This is a genomic window from Phaeobacter sp. G2 (genome assembly GCA_025163595.1).
GTDB lineage: Bacteria > Pseudomonadota > Alphaproteobacteria > Rhodobacterales > Rhodobacteraceae > Pseudophaeobacter.
Window position 1 is genome coordinate 4,115,129 of the sequence record CP104100.1, and the last position, 26,604, is coordinate 4,141,732.

Annotated in this window: 27 protein-coding genes; 15 read left to right on the plus strand and 12 right to left on the minus strand. The window is 59.0% G+C overall.

The window, feature by feature from the left end:
- The first annotated feature begins 83 nt into the window (after nt 1-83).
- The 8 genes from rbfA (at nt 84) to N1037_19590 (ending at nt 5,417) form a co-directional block, all read left to right on the plus strand.
- Nucleotides 84-479 carry a 30S ribosome-binding factor RbfA gene (rbfA, locus tag N1037_19555; protein ID UWS79409.1) on the plus strand — a complete coding sequence of 132 codons (396 nt, stop codon included), beginning with the start codon at nt 84-86 and terminating at the stop codon, nt 477-479.
- Nucleotides 480-523: 44 nt separating this feature from the next.
- Entirely contained in the window at nt 524-1,243 is a 720-nt protein-coding gene (locus N1037_19560; GenBank protein ID UWS79410.1) for a phosphodiester glycosidase family protein, read from the plus strand.
- Between the two features lie 104 nt (nt 1,244-1,347).
- A complete protein-coding gene (gene truB, locus N1037_19565; GenBank protein UWS79411.1) occupies nt 1,348-2,262 on the plus strand; it encodes a tRNA pseudouridine(55) synthase TruB in 915 nt (304 codons plus the stop codon).
- A 71-nt stretch (nt 2,263-2,333) separates the two neighbouring features.
- The gene (locus N1037_19570) at nt 2,334-2,840 is read left to right on the plus strand and encodes a DUF1643 domain-containing protein (protein ID UWS79412.1); all 507 of its coding nucleotides are present in this window, start codon (nt 2,334-2,336) and stop codon (nt 2,838-2,840) included.
- Between the two features lie 176 nt (nt 2,841-3,016).
- Nucleotides 3,017-4,132, plus strand: a complete 1,116-nt coding sequence (locus N1037_19575) for a calcium-binding protein (GenBank protein UWS79413.1) — start codon at nt 3,017-3,019, stop codon at nt 4,130-4,132.
- Nucleotides 4,133-4,359: 227 nt separating this feature from the next.
- Complete coding sequence (rpsO, locus tag N1037_19580) at nt 4,360-4,629, plus strand: 30S ribosomal protein S15 (GenBank protein ID UWS79414.1); 270 nt, start codon at nt 4,360-4,362, stop codon at nt 4,627-4,629.
- A 147-nt stretch (nt 4,630-4,776) separates the two neighbouring features.
- Entirely contained in the window at nt 4,777-5,076 is a 300-nt protein-coding gene (locus N1037_19585) for a DUF6525 family protein (protein UWS79415.1), read from the plus strand.
- A 173-nt stretch (nt 5,077-5,249) separates the two neighbouring features.
- The gene (locus tag N1037_19590) at nt 5,250-5,417 is read left to right on the plus strand and encodes a hypothetical protein (GenBank protein ID UWS79416.1); all 168 of its coding nucleotides are present in this window, start codon (nt 5,250-5,252) and stop codon (nt 5,415-5,417) included.
- Nucleotides 5,418-5,448: 31 nt separating this feature from the next.
- On the opposite strand, the gene N1037_19595 is transcribed toward N1037_19590, so the two are convergent.
- Nucleotides 5,449-6,804 (minus strand): pyridoxal-dependent decarboxylase, encoded by a 1,356-nt coding sequence (locus N1037_19595; protein ID UWS79417.1) that lies wholly within the window; start codon nt 6,802-6,804, stop codon nt 5,449-5,451.
- Between the two features lie 58 nt (nt 6,805-6,862).
- Between N1037_19595 and N1037_19600 the strand changes: the two genes are divergently transcribed.
- Nucleotides 6,863-7,189 (plus strand): helix-turn-helix domain-containing protein, encoded by a 327-nt coding sequence (locus N1037_19600; protein ID UWS79418.1) that lies wholly within the window; start codon nt 6,863-6,865, stop codon nt 7,187-7,189.
- On the opposite strand, the gene N1037_19605 is transcribed toward N1037_19600, so the two are convergent.
- The gene (locus N1037_19605) at nt 7,186-7,614 is read right to left on the minus strand and encodes a PACE efflux transporter (GenBank protein ID UWS79419.1); all 429 of its coding nucleotides are present in this window, start codon (nt 7,612-7,614) and stop codon (nt 7,186-7,188) included. The genes N1037_19600 and N1037_19605 overlap by 4 nt on opposite strands.
- A gap of 307 nt (nt 7,615-7,921) precedes the next feature.
- Between N1037_19605 and pnp the strand changes: the two genes are divergently transcribed.
- Both pnp and N1037_19615 read left to right on the plus strand, forming a co-directional pair.
- Nucleotides 7,922-10,054 (plus strand): polyribonucleotide nucleotidyltransferase, encoded by a 2,133-nt coding sequence (gene pnp / locus N1037_19610; protein UWS79420.1) that lies wholly within the window; start codon nt 7,922-7,924, stop codon nt 10,052-10,054.
- 164 nt (nt 10,055-10,218) lie between these two features.
- Entirely contained in the window at nt 10,219-10,932 is a 714-nt protein-coding gene (locus N1037_19615) for a glycosyltransferase family 25 protein (protein UWS79421.1), read from the plus strand.
- A gap of 63 nt (nt 10,933-10,995) precedes the next feature.
- Here the strand turns inward: N1037_19615 and N1037_19620 are convergent, their stop codons facing one another.
- Nucleotides 10,996-11,655 carry an FkbM family methyltransferase gene (locus N1037_19620; GenBank protein UWS79422.1) on the minus strand — a complete coding sequence of 220 codons (660 nt, stop codon included), beginning with the start codon at nt 11,653-11,655 and terminating at the stop codon, nt 10,996-10,998.
- Between the two features lie 215 nt (nt 11,656-11,870).
- Nucleotides 11,871-12,524, minus strand: a complete 654-nt coding sequence (locus N1037_19625) for a peroxiredoxin (GenBank protein UWS79423.1) — start codon at nt 12,522-12,524, stop codon at nt 11,871-11,873.
- A 276-nt stretch (nt 12,525-12,800) separates the two neighbouring features.
- Here N1037_19625 and N1037_19630 point away from each other — a divergent pair, with 276 nt between their 5' ends.
- Nucleotides 12,801-14,240 carry an aldehyde dehydrogenase family protein gene (locus tag N1037_19630; protein ID UWS79424.1) on the plus strand — a complete coding sequence of 480 codons (1,440 nt, stop codon included), beginning with the start codon at nt 12,801-12,803 and terminating at the stop codon, nt 14,238-14,240.
- Between the two features lie 332 nt (nt 14,241-14,572).
- Here N1037_19630 and N1037_19635 read toward each other — a convergent pair whose 3' ends face one another.
- Nucleotides 14,573-15,010, minus strand: a complete 438-nt coding sequence (locus N1037_19635) for a glyoxalase superfamily protein (GenBank protein ID UWS79425.1) — start codon at nt 15,008-15,010, stop codon at nt 14,573-14,575.
- Between the two features lie 275 nt (nt 15,011-15,285).
- Between N1037_19635 and N1037_19640 the strand changes: the two genes are divergently transcribed.
- Complete coding sequence (locus N1037_19640) at nt 15,286-15,822, plus strand: VOC family protein (protein UWS79426.1); 537 nt, start codon at nt 15,286-15,288, stop codon at nt 15,820-15,822.
- A gap of 109 nt (nt 15,823-15,931) precedes the next feature.
- Nucleotides 15,932-16,780, plus strand: a complete 849-nt coding sequence (locus N1037_19645) for an alpha-1,2-fucosyltransferase (protein UWS79427.1) — start codon at nt 15,932-15,934, stop codon at nt 16,778-16,780.
- A gap of 32 nt (nt 16,781-16,812) precedes the next feature.
- On the opposite strand, the gene N1037_19650 is transcribed toward N1037_19645, so the two are convergent.
- Complete coding sequence (locus tag N1037_19650; GenBank protein UWS79428.1) at nt 16,813-17,466, minus strand: RluA family pseudouridine synthase; 654 nt, start codon at nt 17,464-17,466, stop codon at nt 16,813-16,815.
- A gap of 136 nt (nt 17,467-17,602) precedes the next feature.
- Between N1037_19650 and N1037_19655 the strand changes: the two genes are divergently transcribed.
- The gene (locus tag N1037_19655; protein UWS79429.1) at nt 17,603-18,013 is read left to right on the plus strand and encodes a nuclear transport factor 2 family protein; all 411 of its coding nucleotides are present in this window, start codon (nt 17,603-17,605) and stop codon (nt 18,011-18,013) included.
- Between the two features lie 83 nt (nt 18,014-18,096).
- Here N1037_19655 and rarD read toward each other — a convergent pair whose 3' ends face one another.
- The 6 genes from rarD to dnaA all read right to left on the minus strand — a co-directional run bounded on the left by rarD (nt 18,097) and on the right by dnaA (nt 26,604).
- Nucleotides 18,097-19,002 (minus strand): EamA family transporter RarD, encoded by a 906-nt coding sequence (rarD, locus tag N1037_19660; protein UWS79430.1) that lies wholly within the window; start codon nt 19,000-19,002, stop codon nt 18,097-18,099.
- A gap of 270 nt (nt 19,003-19,272) precedes the next feature.
- Entirely contained in the window at nt 19,273-21,690 is a 2,418-nt protein-coding gene (gyrB, locus tag N1037_19665) for a DNA topoisomerase (ATP-hydrolyzing) subunit B (GenBank protein ID UWS79431.1), read from the minus strand.
- A gap of 144 nt (nt 21,691-21,834) precedes the next feature.
- Nucleotides 21,835-22,455 (minus strand): LysE family translocator, encoded by a 621-nt coding sequence (locus N1037_19670; GenBank protein UWS79432.1) that lies wholly within the window; start codon nt 22,453-22,455, stop codon nt 21,835-21,837.
- Nucleotides 22,452-23,549 carry a DNA replication/repair protein RecF gene (gene recF / locus N1037_19675; protein ID UWS79433.1) on the minus strand — a complete coding sequence of 366 codons (1,098 nt, stop codon included), beginning with the start codon at nt 23,547-23,549 and terminating at the stop codon, nt 22,452-22,454. The genes N1037_19670 and recF overlap by 4 nt, the downstream gene beginning before the upstream one ends.
- Before the next feature lie 45 nt (nt 23,550-23,594).
- Nucleotides 23,595-24,716, minus strand: coding sequence for a DNA polymerase III subunit beta (gene dnaN / locus N1037_19680; GenBank protein UWS79434.1), 1,122 nt, complete (start codon nt 24,714-24,716; stop codon nt 23,595-23,597).
- A 415-nt stretch (nt 24,717-25,131) separates the two neighbouring features.
- Nucleotides 25,132-26,604 (minus strand): chromosomal replication initiator protein DnaA, encoded by a 1,473-nt coding sequence (dnaA, locus tag N1037_19685; GenBank protein UWS79435.1) that lies wholly within the window; start codon nt 26,602-26,604, stop codon nt 25,132-25,134.

The following is a 26,604-nucleotide window of genomic DNA, read 5'->3' on the forward strand; positions in this document are numbered from 1 at the left end:
GATCGTAGAAAAACTCTGCTGGTTTTCTCCTACCCGCTTGGCGATGACTTGGCAAAGGGGTGGTTTCGGCTTAGATCCAAGATATGGCAAAGAACAAATCTCCCGAGGGGCGCGCCCCCTCCCAACGGCAGCTGCGCGTCGGCGAGCTGATCCGCCGGACCCTGTCCGAAGTCCTGTCCCGTGGCGAGCTGCACGATCCCGAGCTGAATCGCATGTCGATCACCGTTGGCGAGGTCCGGGTGACCCCGGATCTGCGTATCGCCACCGCCTATGTGCTGCCTCTGGGCGGCAAGGGGCAGGAGGATCTGCTCAAGCTGCTGGCCCGCAACAAATGGGAGTTGCGCACCCTAGCGGGTAAGAAGCTGGGGATGAAATACACACCCGATCTGCGGTTCCAGCTGGATCTTACCTATGATCAGATGGATGCCACCCGGCGGATGCTGGAACAAGACGCGGTGCGCCGCGATCTTGAGGATTGATCCTTAGGGCTCTCATACTGCTGGCGGCCCTCTGGGTCTTGCCAGTGGTCGGGCCTATCGTTGGGCCGGCAAACGCCGGCGACAGCAGCGCGGTCAGCTGCAGCGATCTCAGCTACGAAGGCAATCGCTATACGATCTGCGACGTTGATGCGACCCGGGCCCAGCTGAAACTGTTCCTGCGCGACGACAAAGACCAGGTGTTTGGCCATTTCTCCAACATCGCAAAGGCGCTGAAATCGGAAGGCAAAGAGCTGGTCTTTGCCACCAATGCCGGGATGTATCACGCCAATCGCGCCCCTGTTGGCCTGTATATCGAAGACGGCAAGCAAGAAATGCGGCTGATCCCCAATGCCGGCCCTGGCAACTTTGGCCTGCTGCCCAATGGGGTGTTCTGCCTGCGCCAGGGGCGCGCCGATGTGTTTGAAACCCTGGCTTTTCGCGATGCCGGCATCAGCTGCAGATCAGCCACCCAATCGGGTCCAATGCTGGTGATCGACGGCGAGCTGCACCCGCGGTTTCTGCCCAATTCGACCTCTGCCTACATCCGCAACGGCGTTGGCACCTCAGCCGATGGCAGCCGCGTGGTTTTTGCCATTTCACGCAACGCGGTGACCTTTCACCAGTTTGGCAGCCTGTTTCGCGACCACCTGCAGCTGCCCAGCGCGCTTTATTTTGATGGCAATATCTCGCGGCTGCATGCGCCGCAGATCGGACGCAGTGATGCGGGTTTCATGATGGGGCCCATTGTGGGCGTGGTTGAGTAGACCACCAGCGCCCAGGGGAGGCCTGCCCAGTCAGCGACAGCAGAATTGACAGGGCTTCTTCCTTGGGATAGGCCGCGCGCCTCACTAGAATTTAGGGAACAGGCATGGCACGCAAACGCAAAGGCCGCGATATTTCGGGTTGGCTGGTGGTGGATAAACCCGCCGGGCTGACTTCCACCGCCGTGGTGAACAAGGTGCGCTGGGCGCTGGAGGCCAAGAAGGCCGGCCATGCAGGCACTCTGGATCCCGAAGCCACCGGCGTGTTGGCCATTGCCCTGGGGGAAGCCACCAAGACCGTTCCCTATATTACCGATGCGCTAAAGGCCTATAGCTTTACCGTGCGGCTGGGTCAGGCCACCAATACCGATGACGCCGAGGGCGAAGTCATTGCCTCTAGCGAAGCACGGCCCAGTGACGATGAAATCAAAGAGGCCCTGTCGCAGTTCATTGGCGATATTCAGCAAATCCCGCCCAAGTTTTCTGCCGTCAAAATCGACGGTCAGCGCGCCTATAAACTGGCCCGCGACGGCGATGAGGATTTTGAAATCGCCGCCCGGCCCCTGTGGGTCGAAGAGCTGGTGCTGGTGGATCGCCCCGACGCCGATCACGTGGTGCTGGAAATGACCTGTGGCAAAGGCGGCTATGTGCGCTCCATCGCCCGTGATCTGGGCGCCGCGCTGGGCTGCCATGGCCATGTAAAAGTGCTGCGCCGCATCTGGTCCGGCCCCTTTGAGGCCGCCGATGGGCTGACCCTGGACGAGGTATTGCGCATGGAGCGCACCCCAGAGCTGGACAGCCATCTGCGCCCATTGGAAGAGGGACTGGCCGAGTTGCCCGAGCTGAAATGCACCCCCGAAGGCGCCACCCGTCTGCGCAATGGCAACCCCGGCATGGTGCTGGCCTCAGACCTGGAATACGGCGATGAAGCCTGGGCCTCGCTGGATGGCAAGGCCGTCGCCGTGGGCATCTACAAGGCGGGCGAGCTGCATCCCTCCAGGGTGTTCGTACAGCCCGACTGAAGCCGCCCCGGGCAAGCCCGCTCTTAACGGCTGGGCTTGCCTCGCGACGACGGGACTGGCAGGACAGCGCCATGATCACCCGCAGCCATACCAAGGGCGACGCGCCCTCTACCGCCGTCTATTCCGATTGCGAGACCTTTCGCTACAGCCTCACCCGTGTCTGGGACCCGGCGGGGCAGCGGGTGATGTTTGTCATGCTGAACCCCTCCAAGGCGACCGAAGTGCAGAACGACCCCACCATCGAGCGCTGCGAACGGCGCGCCCGCGCCCTGGGCTTTGGTGGGTTTCAGGCCACCAATATCTTTGCCATCCGCGCCACTGATCCAAAGGTGATGCGCAGCGCCGCTGATCCGGAAGGCCCCGACAACAGGGCGGCGATCCTCAAGGGGCTGGACTGGGCCGATATGGTGATCTGCGCCTGGGGCACCCACGGCGTCCACCGCGACCAGGGCGCCGAGATCGAGACCCTACTGCGCGCCAGTGGCAGACCGTTGCACCACCTGGGTCTCAGCAAGCATGGCCACCCCAAACACCCGCTCTATATTGCCTATAGCCAGCGCCCCCTGCGCTGGGATTAATGCATTTTTAACGGTGGCTCTATCACCGGTATTTCGCCAAGCCATTGAAGTCTGGCGAAAAGTGACATTAACCGATGTGCTCCATTTGTTTGGATACAATTAGGGAAAATATGGCAAACTGATCACAAATGAACGGTCTGGTTGCGCTCTGCCCTGGCCGGTTTTGGAGAGATGCCATGTTGTGGATTGCAGGCTTGTTGGGTCTCATGGGAATCGGCGGTGCCGCCCTGCTGGATTTTGGTGACGACGGGCCAACGGATGACGCCGACGAGGCCCAAACCACTGGCGGCGGCTCTGATCCCAATTACCCCGACGATGTCCCAACCATCCCTGCAGATGAATTTCTTGATGGTGAAACCAGCGGCACCGACGAGGGGCTTGAGATCTGCGATTTTATCGACACGGGAAGTGGCGATTCAACCGATCCTGATGACACTGGCGACACCGGCAGCGATACAGGACGGCGACTGATCTATGATGGTGACCAGCTCACCGGTTCCGAGATTGCGGATATCCTTGGCGGCAGCGACTTCGACGACGAGCTCCTCGGAGAAGACGGCGATGACCAGATTAACGGCTATGGCGGCAGTGATTCCATTGACGGCGGCGCCGACGACGACAGGCTGCACGGCGGGACGGGCGACGACACGCTGATGGGCGGCAGCGGCGCTGACCTGCTGCACGGCGAATACGGTGATGACAGCCTGGCAGGCGGCGCAGGCAGCGACAGCCTGTTTGGCCATTTTGGTGCCGATACGCTGATAGGCGGCGGTGGCGATGATCAGGGCCATGGCGGCCAAGGGGATGATTCGCTTAACGGTGAGGACGGCAACGACGCCCTTCACGGCAATGACGGCAACGACAGTCTGCAAGGCGGCGCCGGTCAGGACAGCCTGTTTGGTGGCGTGGGAAATGATTTTGTCTGGGGCGCCGATGATGGCACCGACGTGGATTACCTCAATGGCGGCGATGGCGACGATACACTGGTTGCCGGAGCAGGCGATATCGTCACTGGCGGCGACGGAGCCGATGAGATCTGGGCCGAAGATCTGGCTGGCAGCGGCGAAGCTGTCCAGCTGATGGATTTTGACAGCGCTGAGGATCAGCTGGTGGTGTTCTGGAACCCGGACAGCGAACCCGAGCCCGAGATTTCGATTGAGCCAGACAGTGACGACCCCGACCAGCAGATCATTCGCGTCAACGGAGCAGAGGTTTTGCGCCTCACCGGGGCCGAAGGGCTGAGCGTTGGGGATATTGCTTTGGTGGATGCCCAGCTTGGCCTCACAGTCTAGACTGGTCGGGCCGCATGGCAGATAGGTAAGGCCGGATGATCTAGCCCGGAAAAGGCAGGTGTTTTGGCTGCAATTGCAGTTCTGCTTTGCCTTTTCTTACAGTTCCGCCTATACGCCCGCATCTGCCTCGGCTTCCCAAGGGATTCGCGGCGGTTTCTACTCCATGGGCCTGCGCTGGACGACATCCCGGCCTGTGCCATCACTCTAACCTTTTAAAGGAGACCCCGATGTCGATCACAGCTGAAGAAAAAGCACGCCTGATGAAAGAATTCGCAACCAAAGAAGGCGACACCGGTTCGCCCGAAGTCCAGGTTGCTATCCTTACCTCGCGCATCAACACCCTGACCGAGCACTTCAAAACCCACAAGAAAGACAACCACGGTCGTCGTGGCCTTCTGAAAATGGTTGCTCTGCGTCGGAAGCTGCTGGACTACACCAAAGGCAAAGATGTGGCCCGTTACCAGGACCTGATCAAACGCCTTGGCATCCGCCGCTAAGAATACCAATCCTTCTGGATTATCAACGCCCGCTCAGATTTGAGCGGGCGTTTTTTTTGTCTTTTGTCTACCCCCGGCTCAGGCGCGCTTGCATCGGGTGGGACCGAGCGGTAAGAGGTTCTGATACGTTATAACACTTGTGTACTCATGCAACCTCACCCTCTCCGCCATATGGCCAAACGTAACCTGGGCGAAACGCGGGTAAAACGCCGCCGACGCCGCGAAGATCCGATGCAGGTCTACGATCAATTGCCGCGCGACCTGCGCCTGTGGATGCAGAGCGCCAAATTGCCCTGGTCGCCAGCCTCCTGCCTCAGGGTCTGGCTCAAAACCAAAGCCAGGGGCGACAGTCTGGAACAGGCTCTGGCGAGTCTCGACCGGGCCGAGGCCGCAACGCTGGCCCGCGGCGAAAAGCCTCGGCAGGGGCAGGCTTTGCCAGACAGGTGATCATAGCGCTGGCGGCGGCAGCACGGTGCAGAACATCTCCCAATGCGCCGCCGCCCCCTACACTTTTGGATATACCCTGCCCCTATCGCTCCCCAAAACCTCCCCCTGCATATCTTAGCCGGGGCAAAGAAATCAGGTACTCAGGTCGTACAACAACTACGAGGAGACGTACCTTGACCTTTTCACTGAGCCTGCACAGATCCATGCAAAAAGGCGATTTCAAGCCTTTGATCCTGAAACGCACCAGAGCAAAAACCAGCCCGGCCCAGCCCTTGGGACCTGTCTATGGCCCCGCCACGCGCAAGGTGCGACTGCCAAAGTTCAAACAGACCGCGGTATAAGGATCGCCCCGCCCTCCTCTGCGCTATTCAGTCAGCCCGCGCCATTTGCGCCGATCCTGACCAGCAGAGAGATAAGCTGATCCACATGGCTGTCCTGGGTGCGGAAAGAAGAGAGGCTGATGCGAAAAGCCGGGCGGCCCTGCCAGATGGTTCCCCCAAACCAAGAAGTGCCGCTTTGCTGTACTTTCTGCAAAATGGCCTCGGTCGCAGCGTCATCCCCACCGCGCACCAAGACCTGATTGAGCACGACCCGGTTCAACACCTCAAACCCTGCAGCCTCCAGGGCAGCCCCAATGCGACGGGCCTGATTGTGATGGCCCGTAACCAGATCTGCGACGCCTGCCTTGCCCAGGGTGCGCAGAGCTGCCCAGATCGGAATACCCCGCGCCCGGCGGGAAAACTCCAGCGTTAGGTTTTTCTGCGCATCTGCCGAGGCAGTGGAATAAGCCGCATCGCTGTTCATCACCCGGGCCAGCGCCTGGGGATCACGGCAAATGGCCATTGCGCCGTCATAAGGCGTGTTGAGCCATTTATGGCCATCGGTTGTCCAGCTGTCGGCGCCCTCAATCCCTCTGGTCAAGTCGCGCAATCCCGGCGCAGCCCGGGCCCAAAGCCCAAAGGCCCCATCCACATGCACCCAGGCCCCCGCGGATTTGGCGCCAGGGATAATCGCGGCAAAATCATCAAACTCGCCAGTATTGACCTCGCCGGCCTGTAACACCAACAGGGTTGCGGCATCCATGTCGGGCAACTGGTCCGGCAGGATCCGCCCCTGATCATCCACCGGCGCCTTGATCACCTGGTTCCAGCCAAAGCCCAGCACCTGCAGCGCCTTACGCACGGTGACATGGGTGTTGGCAGGCACCACAACCTTGACCTGCGGCGCCCCATGCAGCCCGTCATTTACCACGTCCCACCCCTGCCGCGCCAACAGCGCGGCCCGGGCAGCGGCCAAACAGCTGAGCCCACAAGCAGTGGCAGAGGTACCAAAGGCCACGGCGCTGCTGCGCGGCAAATCCAGAATATCCAACAGCCATTTGCTGGCCTGCTGTTCCAGGGCATAGGCCGCCGGACTGCCATCCTCGGTCGAGGCGCATTGATCCCAGGCTATCGCCAGACGTTCCGCCGCTGCTGCCACAGGCAGGCTGGCACCAATGACAAAGCCAAAATAGTTCGGCCCGTTGGAGGCCACCGTGGCCGGGGAGCCAAGATCATCCATCAAGGCAATGGTTTCCGCCGCCGGGCGCCCCTGGTCTGTCAGGGTCTCATCAAATCCCGCAAGCGCCGCAACATCCTGATCACGGGGGAAAACCCGACGTGCGTCTGCCCCCGCCACATAGTCGCGGCCGCGCCTGTCGGCTTCCTGTAGCAACTGATCTTCATTCATGGCAATCTCGTCCTATTCGATGCAATATCGAAAATATTCTATATAGAAGATTTACTATATGAACAAGTCGCTTGTCACCCACCTTGCCGCGCTGCGTGCCCTGGCCAACCCACATCGGGTTCAGATCATGGAATGGCTGCTGGATCCCCAAAGCCATTTTCCGCCGCAGCGCGATGGCGACCTGGTGGAGGATGGCGTTTGTGTTGGCTTTATCACCGACAAAACCGGCCTCAGCCAACCGACAGTGACCAGCCATATGAAAAACCTGGAACAGGCCGGATTGGTGAGCTCGAAAAAGATCAAGAACTGGGTCTTTTACAAGGCAAACCAGGCAGCGCTGCAACACATCGCCAGCAGCTTCACCCAAGCGGGCCAAACGCTTTAGTCACGGATGGGCTGCCTCGGGACGGGAAAGATCACATCATAGGCCCAGTTAAAGCAAAAGGCGTAGACGAGGTAAAACCCGGAAAAACCCAGATCCATGATCAAGGCGGTCCATAGCCCAATCTGCAAATACCAAGCGGTAAAGGGCAGCAAAACTGCCAGCAACCCGGCCTCCAGCAACAGCGCGTGCAAAACCCGCATCAGCGGCGATTTGCGGCAATGGCCAAGCCACCGCAACATGGCGTGGTCAAAGCCCAAATTATAGATATAGGTCCAAACAGTCGCGAGGCTCGCTCCGGCCAGAACCACCACACCAATCGCATGTATCTCCATGCCAAAAACCCAGGACCCAAGCGGTGTCACCGCCAATAATCCTATTACCTCAAAGCTGATCGCGTGGCGAATTCTGTCTGCTGTACTGCGCATGAGATACCTGTTGTCCTGCCCCACGGGATGCCTGTGATCGGGGCCGTCCCCTGCGCTGTCCCACCACTGTGAGGGAGGTCGTCCTCTCATCCTGATACTATATCGCCAGTGCGAAGGGCCACAAGAGACAGCAACCGGCTCTTTTGCTTTCTTTTCGGGCCAATCTCATGTATGGGCGGCCTATCTGAGACACGTGCTTGGCTTCGACACGCGAAATAAAGATGGAAGAAGCCGGCGGCAATGCGGCCGCTATATGCAACGGGAGACCCGGGATCCGCCTGGGAGTGCTCCCAATTAGGATGCTGACATGTTCAACGTTACGAAAAAATCTATGCAGTGGGGCGAAGAGACGCTGACACTGGAAACGGGCAAGGTTGCCCGTCAGGCTGATGGCTCTGTCATCGCCACACTGGGTGAAACCAGCGTTATGGCCAACGTGACTTTTGCCCGTAAGCAAAAGCCCGGTCAGGACTTCTTTCCTCTGACAGTCCACTACCAGGAAAAATACTATGCCGCGGGTAAAGTACCCGGCGGTTTCTTCAAGCGCGAAGCGCGCCCAACCGAAAAAGAAACACTGACTGCGCGCCTGATCGACCGTCCGATCCGCCCGCTGTTTGTTCCCGGCTTCAAAAACGAAGTTCTGGTCATGTGCACCGTGCTGAGCCACGACCTGGTCAATGACCCGGACATGGTTGCAATGATCGCGGCCTCCGCCGCGCTGACCCTGTCTGGTGCGCCCTTCATGGGTCCAATCGCAGCGGCCCGCGTTGGTTTTGAAGGCGGCGAATACGTCCTCAACCCAACCGTTGACGACATGCAGGACCTGCGCCTGAACCCTGAACAGCGCCTGGATCTGGTTGTTGCCGGCACCAAAGACGCGGTGATGATGGTTGAATCCGAAGCCTATGAGCTGTCGGAAGCCGAAATGCTGGGCGCGGTTAAATTCGCCCATGACGCCATTCAGCCGGTGATCGACCTGATCATCTCGCTGGCGGAAGACGCGGCAAAAGAGCCGTTTGACTTTGCAGCACCGGATTATGCAGATCTGTTTGAAGCGGTAAAAGCTGCCGGTGAAACCGAAATGCGCGCTGCCTTTGCAATCAGCGACAAGCAAGAGCGCACCAGTGCTGTTGCCGCTGCCCGCGAAACCATCAAGGCCGCTCTGAACGAAGAGCAGCTGGACGATGCCAACCTTGGCTCGGCGATGAAGAAGCTGGAAGCTGGCATTCTGCGTGGCGACGTTGTCAAAACCGGTAAGCGTATCGATGGCCGTGCCACCGACGAAATCCGCGACATCGTGTCTGAAACCGGCCTGCTGCCACGGACCCACGGCTCTGCCCTGTTCACCCGTGGTGAAACCCAGGGTCTGGTTGTGACCACTTTGGGCACCGGCGACGACGAGCAGTTCATCGACGCGCTGCACGGCAACTTCAAATCCAACTTCCTGCTGCACTATAACTTCCCTCCCTATTCGGTTGGTGAAGTTGGTCGTGTGGGCGGCCCCGGCCGTCGTGAAATTGGTCACGGTAAGCTGGCATGGCGTGCGCTTCAGGCGGTTCTGCCTGCGGCAACCGACTTCCCCTACACCATCCGCGTGGTCTCCGAGATCACCGAATCCAACGGTTCCTCCTCGATGGCCTCCGTTTGTGGTGGCTCCCTGTCGATGATGGATGCGGGCGTTCCGCTGAAAGCACCGGTTGCTGGTGTTGCCATGGGTCTGATCCTGGAAGACGACGGTTCTTATGCGATCCTGTCCGACATTCTGGGCGACGAAGATCACCTGGGCGACATGGACTTCAAAGTGGCCGGTACCGAAGCAGGCATCACCTCGCTGCAGATGGACATCAAGATCGCAGGCATCACGCCCGAGATCATGGAAAAAGCCCTGGAGCAGGCCAAAGCTGGCCGTATCCACATCCTGGGCGAGATGAACAAAGCGCTGTCCGGTGCTGCGGACTTCTCGATCCACGCGCCCCGCATCGAGACCATGCAGGTGCCCACCGACAAGATCCGTGAAGTGATCGGGTCCGGCGGTAAGGTCATCCGTGAGATCGTTGAAGTCTCCGGCGCCAAGGTCGACATCAATGACGAAGGCATCATCAAGATCGCATCGCCCAACGGCGACTCGATCAAGAAAGCCTACGACATGATCTATTCGATCGTGGCCGAGCCCGAAGAAGGCAAAATCTACACCGGTAAAGTTGTCAAAATTGTCGACTTTGGTGCCTTTGTGAACTTCTTTGGCAAGCGCGACGGCCTGGTGCACGTGTCCCAGATCGAAAACCGCCGCCTGAACCACCCTTCGGATGTTCTGAAGGAAGGTCAGGAAGTGAAAGTGAAGCTCTTGGGCTTCGACGATCGCGGCAAGGTGCGTCTGTCGATGAAAATGATCGATCAGGAAACCGGCGAAGAAATGGCTCCTGAGAAAAAAGAAGACTAATCCCGTCTTATGACAATTAGGAAAGGCCCCGGAGCAGTGCTCGGGGGCCTTTTTGCTTACAGGGGCCTCCCCGCCACTCCCCGCCACCCCGGTGAGTCCACACGCGATTCCGCCTGGCAGTCAGAACGCTTTTCTAACGCGCCTTTCTGCGGTAGATGCAGCCCATGCATTCGCTGATCATTCATATGCCTGGCAGCGGCAAACGTGCCGCCAATGTGGAGCACCTGCTGTTTACGCTCCCCGATGCCGAAGTCATTGAGGCCGTGAACGGGCGCGCGGTGGCTGCGGAGGTCAGTGACATCCTGCACCCCGGTGATCTGCACAAGCCAAGCTACCCTTTCCGCCTCTCCCCCGGAGAAATCGGCTGCTTTCTGTCGCATCGGCGCTGTTGGCAGCGCATTGTCGATGCAGGTTGGGACTATGCCCTAATTGTCGAAGATGATCTGGCGCTTGACCACTCTCTCTGGGCTGATGTGCTGATGCTGATCACAGAACAGGCCAGTACCGATAGCTTTATCCGGCTGCCAGCCAAGCGCCGGGAGGTGCCTGTGGCGCAACACGCGCAGCAGGGGGAGAGCAAGCTATTCCTGCCCAGGGTCATCGGCCTGCAAACCGTTGCACAGATCGTGGGTCGCGCCGCTGCCAAGCGGTTGCTGGCGGCCACCGAACAGCTGGACCGCCCCGTAGATACCTTTTTGCAGATGCATTGGATTCATCAGCAGCAAATCCAGACCATCCTGCCCAATGGGGTCTCGGAACAGACAGAGGCCCTTGGCGGCTCCACCATTCAAAAACGCAAATCCGGCAGTAAGCTGGGCCGCGAATTCAAACGCAGCCTCTACCGGGCGCAGGTTTCAACCCGGCCGCAAAGAGACTGACCTTTAATACGGGCCTTTAATATGGGCCTGAAAAACTGACCTGAAAAGCTGCCCTGACAGCGCCTATTTCAGGCGCCATTCCTCCCAGACGAAGGTATAACACCAGGCGCAGGAATGGGTTGCATCCAGCTGCTTTCTAATGGCGTCGCGATCGGCGCTCCACGAGGGATCAAACAGGTGAAACTGCACCTGAAGCCGTTTGATCCGCCCGATCAGCCCGGTATCGATCAACCCCGGCAACAGATCGTATTCCCCGCCTTCAATATTGATTTTGGCCAGATCGACGCTTTGCAAACCTGACGCGGCAAAGAAATCCGCAACCGAGCGGACCTCGGCCACATAGGTCTGACCGGATTTTGCCCCAAAGGCAGAGGAGGCATCCGCAGAATCGCTCAGCGTTATCTGCCCCGGCTGTGCGCCAATGGCACACTCGTGGACCGTGATGTTTGCATTGGCTGAAAACTTGCGACGCAACTCTTTGGCAAAACCTGGGTGAGGCTCAAAAATATGAATGATCGCCGCAGGCCGAACCGCCAGGACCACGTCACTCCAGCCGCCTTCATAGCCACCGATATCCAGAACAACCGGCTGCTCAGGCAGGTCGTCATACTGCAACAGATGGCTATCCGAAGCCTTGTCAGCTTTCCAGGCCTTCATCCCCTTGTGCAGCGGCGCCTTCCACGGGTTTCGCTTGAGATCGATCCAACGCTTAAGAGATGCCACCTGTTTTCCTCTTCCAGATCACTTCAGAGCCACACCATTCCCGGATAAGCGTTTTTGTGGCCGATGCCAACCAAACAGCAGCATCCAGACGGCGCGACATGGGACGGGTTGCCCAAGTGGTAGAAAAGCGGGCCAGCCAAAACTGACTGGCCCGCTCATTTCTATTCATCGGCTTGCTTGCCCGGTTCACTTACCAGGGAGCTTATTCCGGCGTCTTATTCCGGCGCTTTGGTTTTGCGCAGATAGGGGAAGATGGTCTCGAACTCGCCAAACTTTGCTGTGGCGTCCTCGTTCGACACAGTGGGCGGGATGATCACATCTTCACCAGGCACCCAGTTGGCCGGAGTGGCCACGCCATTGCCGGTCGCCATCTGCAACCCGTCCAGGGCGCGCAGGATTTCGGCAAAGTTACGCCCCACGGACATCGGGTAGGTCATCGACAGCTTCAGCTGTTTGTCTGGCCCAATGATAAAGACCGAACGCACAGTGGCGCTATCGGCAGGGGTACGACCGTCGGGCATATAGGCTTCGGCGGGCAGCATATCAAAGGCTTTAGAGACCGCCAGACCTTCATCCGCGATGATCGGGAAGCCAGCGGCGGCATTGCCGTATTTCTCGATGTCGCCTTTCCACTTTTTGTGGTCCTCAACACCATCAACGGAAACACCAATCACCTTGGTGCCGCGCTTGGCCCATTCGTCATTCAACTGCGCAACAGCGGAAAACTCGGTGGTGCACACAGGGGTGAAATCCTTGGGGTGGGAAAACAGGATGGCCCAGCTGTCACCGATCCAATCGTGAAAACTGATCTCTCCCTGGTCGGTGTCAGCCGTGAAATTCGGAACGACATCATTAATGCGCAAACCCATGACGGTCTCCTCTCATGTTTAGTCCGGGCTGCAAAACAGCCCGCTGTCTGTGATGCCGCAACGTTACAGCCCGAGGCTGGATTGGCCAGCCCAAAAGGCAAAGACTATGGCGGAATGCACCGTACTTCGCGAAACTTCGCTTGCGCCCGTTTCTCTCTCGAATAATATGATCAAATTATTGCAGGTGATCGCTTGCCCCTCCGGAAGCGCGGTGACACACTGCTATCTGACGTCCGGCCAGCCTGCCGGATTCTGCGTCTGAATGGGAGACCGGACATGATTGAGAAACGCGACTTTTACATCAACGGTGCGTGGGTTGCCCCCGCGCAGGCAAATGATTTTGAGGTGATCGACCCCTCAACCGAAGAAGCCTGTGCGGTGATCTCGTTGGGCGACAAGGCTGATACCGACGCAGCTGTTGCCGCCGCCAAGGCCGCTCTGCCAGGCTGGATGGCCACACCCGTGGCCGAGCGTATCGCCCTGGTTGAGAAACTGATCGAGATCTACGGCAAGCGCAGCGAAGAGATGGCGCAAGCCATGTCGATCGAGATGGGGGCCCCGATTGATATGGCCCGCAGCCAGCAGGTTGGCGCCGGCAGCTATCACCTGCAAAACTTTATCAACGCCGCCAAGGCCTATGACTTTGACGCGCCGCTGGGCGATCACGCCCCAAATGACCGTATCATCCACGAAGCCGTTGGCGTTGCGGCGCTGATCACCCCGTGGAACTGGCCCATGAACCAGGTGACGCTGAAAGTCGGTGCGGCTGCGGTTGCCGGCTGCACCATGGTGCTGAAACCCTCCGAGCAAAGCCCGCTCAACGCGATGCTCTTTGCCGAAATGATGGACGAGGCCGGCTTCCCCAAGGGGGTGTTCAACCTGGTCAACGGCGACGGCACCGGTGTTGGCTCTCAGCTGACCGCGCATCCTGACGTGGATATGGTCTCCTTCACCGGCTCGACCCGCGCCGGTACCGCGATCTCCAAATCGGCAGCGGACACCCTGAAGAAGGTGCACCTGGAGCTCGGCGGCAAAGGCGCCAACGTGATCTTTGATGATGCCGATGACAAGGCCGTCAAGCGAGGCGTGCTGCACATGATGAACAACACCGGCCAAAGCTGTAACGCCCCCAGCCGGATGCTGGTTCAGAAAGGCATCTACGATCAGGCAGTTGCCACAGCGGCCGAGGTTGCCTCCAAGGTTACCGTTGGTCCCGCCTCCGAGAGTGGTCGCCATATCGGCCCGGTGGTGAATGAGCTGCAGTGGAACAAGATCCAGGATCTGATCCAAAAGGGCATTGACGAAGGCGCCAAGCTGGTTGCTGGCGGCACCGGACGCCCAGACGGGCTGAATAAGGGCTTTTATGTCAAACCCACGGTGTTTGCCGATGCCAACAACCAGATGGTGGTTGCCCGCGAAGAGATCTTTGGCCCGGTTCTGACCATGATTCCCTTTGACACCGAAGAGGAAGCCATCGAGATCGCCAATGACACCCCCTATGGTCTGACCAACTACGTGCAGACCCAAGACAGCGCCCGGGCCAACCGTATGGCCCGTGTGCTGCGCTCTGGCATGGTTGAAATCAACGGCAAATCCCGCAGTGCTGGCGCGCCTTTTGGCGGCATGAAACAATCTGGCAATGGCCGCGAAGGCGGCAGCTGGGGGATTGAGGATTTCCTCGAGGTGAAAGCCGTCGGCGGCTGGACTCCAGAATAAAGACCGTCTCGCCAGAGACGGACATTTTAAAAGGTCGCCCAAGGGGCGACCTTTCTTTTTGTCTGTCATCGAACTCTTATCCCAGCTTCCTGGTCTGCACAGATCAGACGCAATTTGAAAAAAGGTAGCTCCAATTTAAGAAAGCTAGCTCTCCCGCGTCCCGCCGCTGTCCTGGCTTTGCCAGAACAATGGCGGATCTTGGGCCCGGCGCCGCGCTAAAGCGCGGCGCCGGGCCCAAGGGGAGGAAGGGTTTCGCCAGAAACACTGCCGACGCGCGGGAGCTCCCCCTTTTTGTAACGCGCAAGTTCAAAGCCTGTAGGGCTATGCCCTCTTCAGGCCGGGCCTTCGACAATAAGTTGCGGCACTCCATCAGAGGTTTTCTGTGGCGAACAGCCCCCCCAACCGATCACCCCTTTGACCCGCTGGCGCAGCGCCGAAAAGCTCTCGAACTGCACCACATCGACTGGAGTGTCAAAATGCAGCGTGACCTGGCGGTGTTCACCATCCCCCATCAGGGACAACCCGCGTATTTCACCGATAAAGGCCTGTCCGAGGTAGCGTCCACGCACCCGATCGCCAACCCGCAGCTGCAACCGGTTTGAGGACCGCGCCTGCAGGGTATTCCAGTCACGGGCACCATATTGTTGCGCCACCAATTCCAGAGATTTGGAATGGCCGACCTCAACGCCGCTCGTTTTCAGTTGTTGACGCAGGCGCTTTGCCTGCAGCTTCAACGCATCCGTTGAAGGTACATTAGAAAAATCAGTCATCTGTTTCTCGTCCCATAAAGGGCACGCAAGTCACGATGGTCACCGCATTGCCATCCAGCGCGCCATAGGTTGAGCGATAGATGTCGTCTTGATCTTCTCAGGGTTTCACCATGGCCCTCAAAACGGGCTGCGGCAGGCAGGAGACCCAAACCTCGCGCCTCGCTTACGCCAGTTTCCCCGTCTCCGTCAAGTCGCACAGATGACTAAAATTGTGCCTTGACCTAAAGCCGGGTTGAGACAGCACAGTCAAATGCATCTCAATCAAAGGCACACCAATGACATCACATCAACTGCAACACCCTGACCCCGCCCCTGACTGCAAAGGACAGCCCGATCAGATCTCTGGCACCATCACTGGGCTGTATGAAACCCATATTCCGGTTGCAAACCTGACGCGTGCCCGGGCCTTTTATCAGGATATCCTTGGCCTGAAGCTGGCCCATGATCTGCCACAACGCCGGGTGACCTTTTACTGGGTCGGCAGCCCGGAAACCGCCATGCTGGGCCTCTGGGAGACGGGCAGCGCGCCGCTTTCCATGAAGCTGCATTTTGCCTTTCGTATGGCCGCCCGGGACATCCACGGGCTCTGTGATCAGCTCTGCCAGCGCGGCATTCAGCCTCTGGGACTGACAGGAGAGGAGATCAGCGAGCCCACCGTCATTGGCTGGATGCCTGCCCTATCGGTCTATTGCAAAGATCCCGACGGCCACTCAATCGAGTTCATCGCCAAATTGCCAGAACCGCCAGATCCTGCATTCAACCACGGCCCCTTTAGCCGCTGGCATCAGCGCCCCACCCCGTCGCGCGGCTAGTGTTTCGCGTGCGAAACACTTGGGGCACCCGCGCAAACTGGTCACCGGATCAAAAGCACTCTATGGAGAACAGGCGCCCTATTGCCTGCCATCTGATGAGGAACCCGCCATGATCACTGCCCGTCTGCACGGTCGTCTCGGCAACCAGATGTTTCAATATGCTGCCGCCCGCGCGCTGGCGCATCGGTTGCACACCACCGTCGCGCTGGACAGCCGCGGGGCCGAGCTGCGCAATGAGGGCGTGCTTACCCGGGTGTTTGATCTTGATCTCACCCCCGCCGCCAAGCTGCCGCCGCTCAAACAGCAGGCGCCGCTGCGCTATGCCCTCTGGCGTGGGCTGAGGCTGGCACCACGGTTTCGCCGCGAACGCGGCCTTGGCTACAATCCAGCCTTTGAAACCTGGGGAGATGACAGCTACCTGCACGGTTATTGGCAAAGCGAGAAGTATTTTCATGGCATCGCGGATCTGACCCGGTCCGCCTTCACCTTCCCGGATTTCAGCAACAGCCAAAACGCGGAAATGGCTGCGCAAATTGCCTCTGGCCCTGCCATTTCCCTGCATGTGCGGCGCGGTGATTATGTGGCGCTTGCGGCCCATGTGCTCTGTGATCAGGCCTATTACGAGGCCGCCCTGGCCCGCATCCTAGACGGCCTGCCGGATGCGGCGCCGACCGTCTATGTCTTTTCCGATGATCCCGATTGGGCCAAGGCCAATCTGCCGCTGCCCTGCCGCAAGGTGGTAGTGGATTTCAACGGGCCGGAGACCGATTTTGAAGACATGCGCCTGATGAGCCTGTGCAATCACAACATCATCGGCAATAGCTCGTTTTCCTGGTGGGCGGCATGGCTCAACCAAAATGCACAGAAACGTGTGGCAGGGCCAACCAACTGGTTTGGCGACCCCAAGCTCAGCAACCCCGACATTCTGCCCAACGACTGGTTGAAAATCACCGCCTAGGCCAATCAGTCGCAGGGGCGCCGCAGCTGCGGTCAGAAAGGCGCCTTGGCGCGAAACTTCATCGATTCCCCGCTGTCAGGATGTTTGATCCGCAATTCTTCTGAATGCAGCATCATCCGGGGAAATTCACGCGCCGCCCCGGTGGCATAGAGCGGATCCCCAAGGATCGCATGGCCCAATGCCATCATATGCACCCGCAGCTGATGGGTGCGTCCGGTCTTGGGCGTCAGTCGCACGCGGGTCTCACCCTCACCGTATTTCACCACCCGGTAGTCGGTGACAGCGGGCTTACCCGTGTCATGGCAGACCATCTGCCGGGGCCGGTTGGGCCAGTCCACAATCAGCGGCAGATCTACCTCTCCGGCGCGGGGCTCCAGATGGCCGGTGAGCCGCGCAACATAGGCTTTGCGGGTGGTGCGTTTTTCAAACTGCATCGACAGATGCCGCTGCGCATGGGGCGTCACCCCAAAGACCAGAACCCCCGAAGTATCCCGGTCCAGACGATGGACCAGCAAGGCTTCGGGAAAGGCCAGCTGTAGGCGACTGACCAGGCAGTCGGCCAGATGTTCGCCGCGCCCAGGCACGCTCAGCAGCCCAGCCGGTTTGTTCACCACCAGAATCTGCGCATCGTGATGCAGGATCTCCAGCGGGTCCTGCGGCGGGGTATAGTCACTTGAAACAGCCATAGGCGCCTGCCTACTGTGCCTTGCCCGCCACGGCAAGTTCCCGTGACGTCGCGCTTGCCCCGATTGGGGAGGAACCGCAGAGTTCCCCCCAACAGAGACATGTCAAACACATGTCAAAATTTGAGGGAGAGAGACCATGCATCCAACCATCACCCGCATGCAGGAGGTTGTTGCCAAAGGCGACGAAAGCCTTATCGCCGATCTGCTGGCCGAAGATGTGAGCTTCCTGCCGCCGACCTATTGGAAAACCTGGACAGGCCGCGCACCGGTTGCCGCGGTGCTGGGTCATGTGGGCAAGGTGTTCTCCGAATTCCGCTATCGCCGCATCATGGGCGAGGGCAAAGACTGGGCGCTGGAGTTTCAATGCAAGGTTGGCGATCTCGACACTGTCGGTGTTGATCTGATCACCCTGAATGACGCAGGTCTGATCCAGACCTTTGAAGTGGTTATGCGCCCCCACAAAACCATTGGCGCCCTGCGCGACGCCATCAATGCGCGGGTCAGCACAGATGCCCGCTTTTTGGAATTCCGCAAAGCCCTGAGCTGAGCAAATCCTAAACCTGTCAGGGCTGCCTTCACAGGCAGCCCCCGGCGGCGATATGGCGGTCGTGTTGCGGGATCGCCCCGGCGTTAAACGGCGGGCTTGGGCTGGCTACGCAGCTGTCGGATCAGCGGGATCGAATAAATCACCAAGGCCATCCAGATCATAGGGAAGGCAATCATCCGGGCGCGGCCGAACTCCTCACCAAAGACAAAAACCGCGATCAGGAAAATCATCGTTGGCGCGATGTACTGCAAGATGCCAATGGTCGAAAGCCGCAGCAGTTTTGCCCCATTGGCATAGACAATCAGCGGCACTGCCGTCACCAGCCCACAGCCCATCAACAGCCAGATATCCACGCCCTGGAAATGGGTTCCGCCGGTGGCCGAAGCATAGGCCAGATACCCCAGCGCCGGAGGCGTCAGGATCAGCACTTCCAGCATAAAGCCCTGATTGGGGCCAACCGGTAGCTGTTTCTTGAAGAATGCATAAAAGCCCCAGCTCAGCGTCAGCGCAATTGCCACCCAGGGCAGCCGCCCGGCCTCGACCGTCAGGACCACCACAGCAGCAGCAGCCAGAGCAATGGCCACCAGTTGCGTTGGCGTCAGTCGCTCGCGCAGCAGCAGGGAGCCCAGGGCAATACTGAACAGCGGGTTGATGTAATAGCCAAGGGCAGCATCCAGCGCATGGCCCGAGGCAATCGACCAAACGTAAATCCCCCAATTCACCGAGATCAGCGCCGCCGTCACACAGGCCATGGCCAACGTGCGCGGGCTTTTCAGCGCGGCGCGTAGATCCCTGGTCCGCCCCATGACCACCAACAGCAGCCCCGCCACCGGCACCGACCAAAGCACCCGATGCGCCACCACCTCTGCCGCAGGAATATGGGACACCAGTTTCATGTATAGCGGCAGGAACCCCCACAAAACATAGGCGGAAATAGCAAAGGCCAACCCCTGCGGAGTATCAATGTTTTCACGCGTTTTCTGGGACATGGTCGGGCTCCTCTGACACACCTTTATCGCAGCTCATGCGCAAAGAAGAAGCACAGTTTCTGTTAAAGGCACATCACCAGAGATGATGAATGGCGCTCAAATCCTACTTGGCCTCATTAAGGGTAAACCCGCCTTTTCGCAATTGCACCCACTCGGTTTCGCGCCCCTGAAATCCGGGCGATCAGTAACAAAAGCAGTACGGAATAATGCGCCGTCATTCGGGCGAGATAGATCGCCCGAATGCAAAACTCTGCGAGAACCAGAAAAGGCTTAGAAATCCAGGTTTTCGACGCTCAGGGCGTTTTTCTGAATGAACTCGCGTCTTGGCTCAACCACGTCGCCCATCAGTTTGGTAAACAGATCATCTGCCCCAATCACATCGTCGACACGGACCTGCAACAGGGTGCGGGCATCCGGGTCCAGGGTGGTTTCCCACAGCTGATCCGGGTTCATTTCGCCCAGACCTTTGTAGCGCTGCAGCGTCAGGCCTTTTTCGCCCTCTTCCATGATGGCCTTCAACAGATCAAGCGGCCCATGGATTGCCTGGGCGCGATCCCGTCGCACCAACTGGCCAGAGGTTCCGTAAACTTCCTGCAAGCTTTTGGTAAAGCTGCCGGTTTTACGCGCTTCACCGGATCGCAGCATGGGGCCGTCCAGGGTGCGCACCTCTTCGACCCCGCGCAGAATGCGGGCCAGACGGATGCCGTGATCCTGGGTAATCCGGCCCTGCCAGCCCTTTTCATATTCCAGCGCAATGAGATCAAGCCGCGTCGCAACCCGGTCGGCAACGCCCTGCAAGTCGGCATCAACGGCACCAGGCACAAAGGCGCCAGCCACTGCTGCCTGCTCCAGAATATGGCGCGGATAATGGGTCGGAAAGGCGTCCAGAACCCGTTTCAACTGACGCGCCTCATCGACAACGCGGATCAGATCCTGACCAACCAGCTCTTCGCCGGAGCCCAGTTTCAGCGTTGCCCCTTCGACGCCCTGATTGACCAGATAGTCATCCATTTCGGCCTGGTCTTTCAGGTACACCTCGGACTTGCCGCGCGCCACTTTGTACAGCGGTGGCTGGGCGATATAAAGGTAACCGCCTTCGATCAGCTCAGGCATCTGGCGGTAGAAGAAGGTCAACAGCAGCGTTCGGATATGGGCACCATCAACATCCGCATCGGTCATGATGACGATCTTATGGTAGCGCAGCTTGTCGATGTTGAACTCGTCCCGGCCAATGCCGGTGCCCAGGGCCATGACCATGTTGCCAATTTCCTGGCTCCCCAGCATGCGGTCAAATCGCGCGCGCTCGACATTCAGGATTTTACCCTTGAGCGGCAGGATCGCCTGGGTTTTCCGGTCACGCCCAGTCTGGGCAGAGCCACCAGCGGAATCCCCCTCCACCAGGAAGATTTCGGTATTGACCGGATCCTTGTCCGAGCAGTCTTTCAGTTTAGAGCTGAGAAAGTTGAGATCCATCGGGTTTTTGCGGCGGGTCAGCTCGCGCGCCTTGCGAGCGGCTTCGCGGGCCAGCGCTGCCTCGACAACCTTGCCGACGATCTGTTTGGCCTGGTTTGGGTTTTCCTCAAACCATTCCGCCAGCTTTTCGTTCACCAGGCTCTCGACCACCGGGCGCACCTCGGAGGAGACCAGTTTATCCTTGGTCTGGCTGGAGAATTTGGGATCCGGCACCTTGACGGACAAGACGCAGGTCAGCCCTTCGCGGGCATCATCGCCGGTGAAAGAGACCTTCTCTTTTTTGGCAATGCCGCTGGACTGGGCATAGTTGTTGATCGTCCGGGTCAGCGCCCCACGGAACCCCGCCAGGTGGGTGCCGCCGTCGCGCTGTGGAATGTTATTGGTAAAGGGCAGCACCGATTCATGGTAGCTGTCGTTCCACCACATCGCCACCTCGACACCGATGTCGTCCTTTTCGCCGGTGATATAGACCGGGGTATCCATCACCGGGGTCTTTGAGCGGTCCAGGTATTTGACAAACTCTTTGACGCCGCCTTCATAAATCAGCTCCGATTCCAGCCGTTCTGCCGGGCGTTCATCAATCAGGATGATCTTGACGCCGGAGTTCAAGAAGGCCAGCTCACGCAGGCGCTTTTCCAGCGTCTCAAACGAGTATTCCAGGTTCGAAAACGTGTCGGTCGAAGCCATAAATCGCACTTCGGTGCCGGTTCTATCGCCACACTCCTGCACAACCTTCAGATGCTCAGCAGTATCGCCATGTTCAAACCGCGCGACGTGTTCTTTGCCTTCGCGCCAGATCCGCAGTTCCAGCCAGTCGGACAGGGCGTTTACAACCGAAACCCCCACCCCGTGCAGACCGCCAGACACCTTATAGGAGTTGCTGTCAAATTTGCCGCCCGCGTGCAGCTGGGTCATGATGACTTCAGCCGCTGAAACGCCTTCTTCTTCGTGGATGCCCACCGGAATCCCACGCCCGTTGTCATAGACGGAAACGGAACTGTCCGCATGAATTGTGACCCGAACGTGATCGGCATGATTGGCCAGGGCCTCATCAATTCCGTTGTCCACCACCTCATAGACCATATGGTGCAGACCAGAGCCGTCATCGGTGTCACCGATATACATGCCAGGACGTTTGCGAACTGCCTCCAACCCTTTGAGAACCTTAATGGAATCGGCACCATATTCAGCTGGGTTCTGTTCGTTATCAGACATTCGCGACTTCCTGTTTTAACTTTCTGATTTTATACGCAACTTGGCCCCTAATGTCACCCACGATGGGGCTTTTTCTTAGCCCCGAACAGGGACGAGAACAAAGCCGCCGACCCGCTGTCAGTTCGCAGAAAATCGTGGGTGAAATCAGGTAAAGGGCAGCAGCAGCCCAACCCCGATCAGCAATGCGCCCGAGGTCAGGTTGAGCCGCCGCATGGCCTCTGGCGAGGCAATCACCGCCCGCAGGGAATGCACCAAGGCCGCCATCGCCAAGTTGCCCAACAGCGGCACCGCAAAGGATAGGCAAATGATCACCACAACATCGACCCAGCCAAGCGCGCCAAGGTCAAAAAAGCCGGGCAACAGCCCCATGTAGAACAGGATTGCCTTGGGATTTCCCATGATCACAGCAACCCCCGCCACAAATCCGGCCCAGGCACCCGGCCGGGTCAAGGCCCGGTTCTCGGCAACCTTTCGCCCCGCCCCGCGGATCACCAGACAGCCCATGATGACAAACATCAGGCAGGCCCCCCAACGCAGCACCAGCATCACCTCGCCCAGGCTGCTGGCCAGCCAGGACATGCCGCCAATCGCCACCAACGGCCAGATCAGATCGCCAATGGCCACGCCCACAGCCAGGGGCCAGGCCGCCTGAAACCCACCAGAGACCGCCCGCGCCATCAGCGCCAGCCACACCGGCCCCGGCGTCAGAAACAGCACAAACAGGGCACCCGCATAGAGCAGCAGATCCCAGACAGACAGGCTCATTCGCTGACCACCTGCGATGCCCCGTCCACCTCACCGATTTCAAAAGTCTGAGCGCGACTTCCCAGCTCCGCAAACAGCTCTGGCCCGGTGCCTGTCATCCAGGCCTGCGCCCCAAGAGCGCAGATTTCATCATATAATGCGGCGCGCCGATCGGCATCCAGATGTGCTGCAACCTCATCCAGCAGCAGGATTGGCGGCGCCCCCTCGCTGGCGGCCAGGGCGCGGGCATTGGCCAAAATCAACGAGACCAAAAGTGCCTTCTGCTCCCCGGTGGAACATTCCTTGGCAGCAATCCCCTTGCGCGCATAGGTGCCAATCAGATCACTTCGGTGCGGCCCAACCAGGGTCCGGCCAACCGCCATGTCCCGCATCCGCCCCTCAGCCAGAGCCTGAACCAGATCCGCTTCGCTTGTCGGCATCTCGCCCTCGGACTGCACCAGCTCCAGTTGCGCCGTGGGAAAGGCCGTCTCGGCGGTGGCCTGCGCCGCCGCCAGCCGCTGCACCGCAGCGCACCGCGCGCTGTGAATCCGATGTCCAGCTGCGCCCATCTGGGCCTCAACCACCCGGTACCAGGCCGCATCACGAACCTGATCCTTCAGCAGCTTGTTGCGCTCGCGCATGGCCTTTTCATAAGTCAGTGTCGCCTCAGCATGGTTGGGATCAAAACTCAGCGCTATGCGGTCCAGAAACCGGCGACGCCCCTCAGCGGCCTCGACCCACAGACGGTCCATCACCGGCACCAGCCAGACCACCCGACAGATTTGCCCCAGGGCAATCTGGTTCGACGCCTTGTTGTCGATCCGCACTTGGCGCGCAGAACCCTCGTCCGACCAGGTCTCGATCTCATAGGCCTGATCCGGCGCTTGCAAGACCGCTTTCAGCTTCCAGCCCAGCCCTTCGGGACGGCGCACCATATCGGCGGCACTGGACCGCCGCAGGCCACGCCCGGGAGAAAACAGTGAAACAGCCTCCAGGATATTGGTCTTGCCGGCACCATTATTGCCATGAATGGCCACGGGGCGCCCATCCAAATGCAATTCCGCCCGCAGATGCGAGCGGAAGTGGGACAAAGTCAATTCAGTTAAGGCCAACATGAATGGGCGCGCCTTTTGCTACACGGCGCAGCCGCAAACCACCAATTATACGCGCATCGGCATAACAACATAGACCGCGCTTTCGTCGCTGCCTTCGCGCATCAGGGTCGGATCGCCAGAGGAATTGAACATAAACACCGCGTTCTCACGATCAACCTGATTGGCGATTTCCAGCAGATACTTGGCATTAAAGCCAATCTCCAAGCGTTCATCCGCATAGGCCACCGCCAGCTCTTCTTCGGCGGCACCGCTGTCGGGCGCATTGACCGACAGGATCAGGCGATCTTCTTCCAGCTGCAGCTTCACCGCGCGCGACCGCTCAGATGAAACCGTTGCAACCCTGTCCACCGCGCGGGCAAATTCATCCGCGTCCACCTCAAGCCGGCGGGTATTGCCGACCGGAATGACCCGGGTGTAATCCGGGAAAGTGCCATCAATGACCTTGGAAGTCAGGGTGATATTGGGGGTGGCAAAGCGGACTTTGGTCTCGGAGACAGAGACCGCAATATCCATGTCGTCGTCATCCAGCAGCTTGCGCATCTCGCCGACGGTTTTGCGCGGCACGATCACGCCCGGCATGTCCTCGGCCCCCATTGGCAGCGGCGCATCAATCCGGGCCAGACGGTGACCATCGGTGGCCACGCAGCGCAACACCTTGCCGCCCTCCGCCGCATCAGAAACATGCATATAGACGCCATTAAGATAATAGCGGGTCTCTTCGGTGGAGATGGCAAATTTGGATTTATCAAAAAGCCGACGCAGCATCGCCGCATTGGCGGTGAAGTTCGAGTGGTATTCAGAACTGGCCATAACCGGGAAATCTTCCCGTGGCAGGGTGGCCAGCGAGAAGTTCGAGCGCCCGGCCTCAACCGTCAGGCGGCCAGTTGCCGCATCCGCCGTGAGCGTCACCAAGGCGCCATCCGGCAGCTTGCGCACAATTTCATGCAAGGTTGTGGCAGCGACGGTGGTGGCACCTGCGCGCTCAACCTGCGCCGGGGCCTTGTCGACAACTTCGATATCCAGGTCGGTGGCGCGGAACTGGGCCACTTCGCCTTCGGCCTCGATCAGGACATTTGCCAGGATCGGAATGGTATTGCGACGCTCCACCACTGACTGGGCCTGCGCAACCGCCTTCAGCAGTGTGCCGCGTTCGATGCTGATCTTCATGTCGCTTTCCTCTTCGTCGCGCCCGTCTCGTCAAAGCTGTTTCGCTGTCCCTGCAGGCTCCCGCCCCGGGCCCTGACAGAGCAAGGGTCGGGACAAGCAAAGTAGCGGTTTGCCCCTCATGCACAAGGCTTTTATTGAGTTTTCTAAGGGATTCCCGGCAGCGTCAAGAGGTGAGATCCCACAACAGCCTGAAAGCCACAGAATCGTTGCGATTGAACCCGGTCCACAGGCGAAACGCAGGCAGCTGTACGGGCTGCCACACAGGCAGCTACACAGGCGGCTACACCGGACAAGACGCCGAACAACAGACCGGGCCGCAGACTGGCCGACAAACCGGCCGACAGACTGGGCGTCAAACAGAAAACGGCCCCGGAAATCCAGGACCGTCTCTTTTAGTCATAGCCGGGTCGGCAGATTAGGATTCAAGCGCGCGGCGCAGCATTTCCACATCTTCGGCGATCTGACCGTCAGTTGACTTCAGCTCTTCGATGCGGCGCACCCCATGCATGACCGTTGTATGGTCACGGCCCCCAAAGCGACGGCCAATCTCTGGCAGGCTGCGGCTGGTGAGCTTTTTGCACAGATACATCGCCACCTGCCGTGGCCGCGCGTAAGAGCGCAGACGTTTAGGGCCAATGATGTCCGACATCCGGATGTTGTAATACTCTGACACCTTGCGCTGGATTTCCTCGACGGTGATCTTGCGCTCAGAGGCGCGCAAAACATCCGCCAGGCAATCCTGGGTCAGATCCATGTCGATCTCGCGCCCCACCAGCGAAGCAAAAGCAAACAGCCGGGTCAGCGCGCCTTCGAGAACACGTACGTTGGTGGAAATCCGATGCGCCAGGAATTCCAGCACCCCATCGGCAATTTCCAGATCCGGATAGGTCTTTTGCTGCAGCTGCACCTTGGTTTGCAGAATGCCCAGGCGCAGCTCATAGTCTGTTGGGTGCAGATCCACCACCAGGCCACATTGCAGACGCGATTTCACCCGGTCTTCCAGATCCTTGATCTCCCCCGGGGCGCGGTCGGCTGAGATAATGATCTGTTTGTTCTGATCCACCAGAGCGTTGAAGGTATGGAAGAATTCTTCCTGAGTGGAATCCTTGCCAGCGATGAATTGCACGTCATCCACCATCAGCACATCAACCGAACGGAACAGGTGCTTAAAATCCATCATCTTGCGTTCGCGCAGAGCCTGCACAAAACGATACATGAACTGTTCAGCCGACAGGTACAGCACGTTCAGACCAGGATTCTGAGCGCTGATTTCCCAGGCAATCGCATGCATCAGGTGCGTTTTACCCAGCCCGACACCGCCATACAGCACCAGCGGATTGAAGGTCACGGGGCCGCCTTCGGCAACCCGGCGCGCTGCGGCATGGGCCAGCTCGTTTGGCTTGCCAACGACAAAGTTGTCAAAGGTAAACCGTGGATCCAGCGGCGCCGCCTGCAATGTGTCCATTGGCGCTGCGGCAGCTGCTTTGGCAGACAAAGACGCGCCAGTATTTGCAGAACCAGTATTTGCAGAACGCGCAGGCTCCTGGTGCCACTGAGACTCATTGTTCTGTTGGCCAGAGCCGCCCTGCATTTCAGCAAAGGGCTCTGCGGGTTGTTCGACCTGACGCACGGGGCGTGCAGGTGAATTGGCAGCAACCCGAAAGGCCAGGCGTTGAACCGGTTCGCCAGAGATGCTGAACTCATGCAGAATGAGATCGGCAAAGTTCTGGCTAACGTAGTTGCCCATAAAATTGGTTGGCACGTGAAACACCGCCACACCATCGTCAACTGAATTGAACTCCAACGGTTCGATCCAGGTCGTAAAGTTATTTTGGCCAACAGTCTTCAAAAGCCGTGTTCTGAGCTGTCCCCATTTTTCTTCCGTCAT

Bases quoted from the DNA above. Each gene is read 5' to 3' on its own strand.
- N1037_19570 (UWS79412.1), top strand. From the start codon at position 2,334: ATGATCACCCGCAGCCATACCAAGGGCGACGCGCCCTCTACCGCCGTC.
- N1037_19625 (UWS79423.1), bottom strand. From the start codon at position 12,524: ATGGGTTTGCGCATTAATGATGTCGTTCCGAATTTCACGGCTGACACC.
- truB (UWS79411.1), top strand. From the start codon at position 1,348: ATGGCACGCAAACGCAAAGGCCGCGATATTTCGGGTTGGCTGGTGGTG.
- recF (UWS79433.1), bottom strand. From the start codon at position 23,549: ATGTTGGCCTTAACTGAATTGACTTTGTCCCACTTCCGCTCGCATCTG.
- gyrB (UWS79431.1), bottom strand. From the start codon at position 21,690: ATGTCTGATAACGAACAGAACCCAGCTGAATATGGTGCCGATTCCATT.
- N1037_19630 (UWS79424.1), top strand. From the start codon at position 12,801: ATGATTGAGAAACGCGACTTTTACATCAACGGTGCGTGGGTTGCCCCC.
- N1037_19650 (UWS79428.1), bottom strand. From the start codon at position 17,466: ATGGCTGTTTCAAGTGACTATACCCCGCCGCAGGACCCGCTGGAGATC.
- N1037_19635 (UWS79425.1), bottom strand. From the start codon at position 15,010: ATGACTGATTTTTCTAATGTACCTTCAACGGATGCGTTGAAGCTGCAG.
- N1037_19655 (UWS79429.1), top strand. From the start codon at position 17,603: ATGCATCCAACCATCACCCGCATGCAGGAGGTTGTTGCCAAAGGCGAC.
- rarD (UWS79430.1), bottom strand. From the start codon at position 19,002: ATGTCCCAGAAAACGCGTGAAAACATTGATACTCCGCAGGGGTTGGCC.
- N1037_19575 (UWS79413.1), top strand. From the start codon at position 3,017: ATGTTGTGGATTGCAGGCTTGTTGGGTCTCATGGGAATCGGCGGTGCC.
- N1037_19645 (UWS79427.1), top strand. From the start codon at position 15,932: ATGATCACTGCCCGTCTGCACGGTCGTCTCGGCAACCAGATGTTTCAA.
- N1037_19640 (UWS79426.1), top strand. From the start codon at position 15,286: ATGACATCACATCAACTGCAACACCCTGACCCCGCCCCTGACTGCAAA.
- dnaN (UWS79434.1), bottom strand. From the start codon at position 24,716: ATGAAGATCAGCATCGAACGCGGCACACTGCTGAAGGCGGTTGCGCAG.
- N1037_19595 (UWS79417.1), bottom strand. From the start codon at position 6,804: ATGAATGAAGATCAGTTGCTACAGGAAGCCGACAGGCGCGGCCGCGAC.
- N1037_19600 (UWS79418.1), top strand. From the start codon at position 6,863: ATGAACAAGTCGCTTGTCACCCACCTTGCCGCGCTGCGTGCCCTGGCC.
- dnaA (UWS79435.1), bottom strand. From the start codon at position 26,604: ATGACGGAAGAAAAATGGGGACAGCTCAGAACACGGCTTTTGAAGACT.
- N1037_19585 (UWS79415.1), top strand. From the start codon at position 4,777: ATGCAACCTCACCCTCTCCGCCATATGGCCAAACGTAACCTGGGCGAA.
- rpsO (UWS79414.1), top strand. From the start codon at position 4,360: ATGTCGATCACAGCTGAAGAAAAAGCACGCCTGATGAAAGAATTCGCA.
- N1037_19605 (UWS79419.1), bottom strand. From the start codon at position 7,614: ATGCGCAGTACAGCAGACAGAATTCGCCACGCGATCAGCTTTGAGGTA.
- N1037_19615 (UWS79421.1), top strand. From the start codon at position 10,219: ATGCATTCGCTGATCATTCATATGCCTGGCAGCGGCAAACGTGCCGCC.
- N1037_19670 (UWS79432.1), bottom strand. From the start codon at position 22,455: ATGAGCCTGTCTGTCTGGGATCTGCTGCTCTATGCGGGTGCCCTGTTT.
- pnp (UWS79420.1), top strand. From the start codon at position 7,922: ATGTTCAACGTTACGAAAAAATCTATGCAGTGGGGCGAAGAGACGCTG.
- rbfA (UWS79409.1), top strand. From the start codon at position 84: ATGGCAAAGAACAAATCTCCCGAGGGGCGCGCCCCCTCCCAACGGCAG.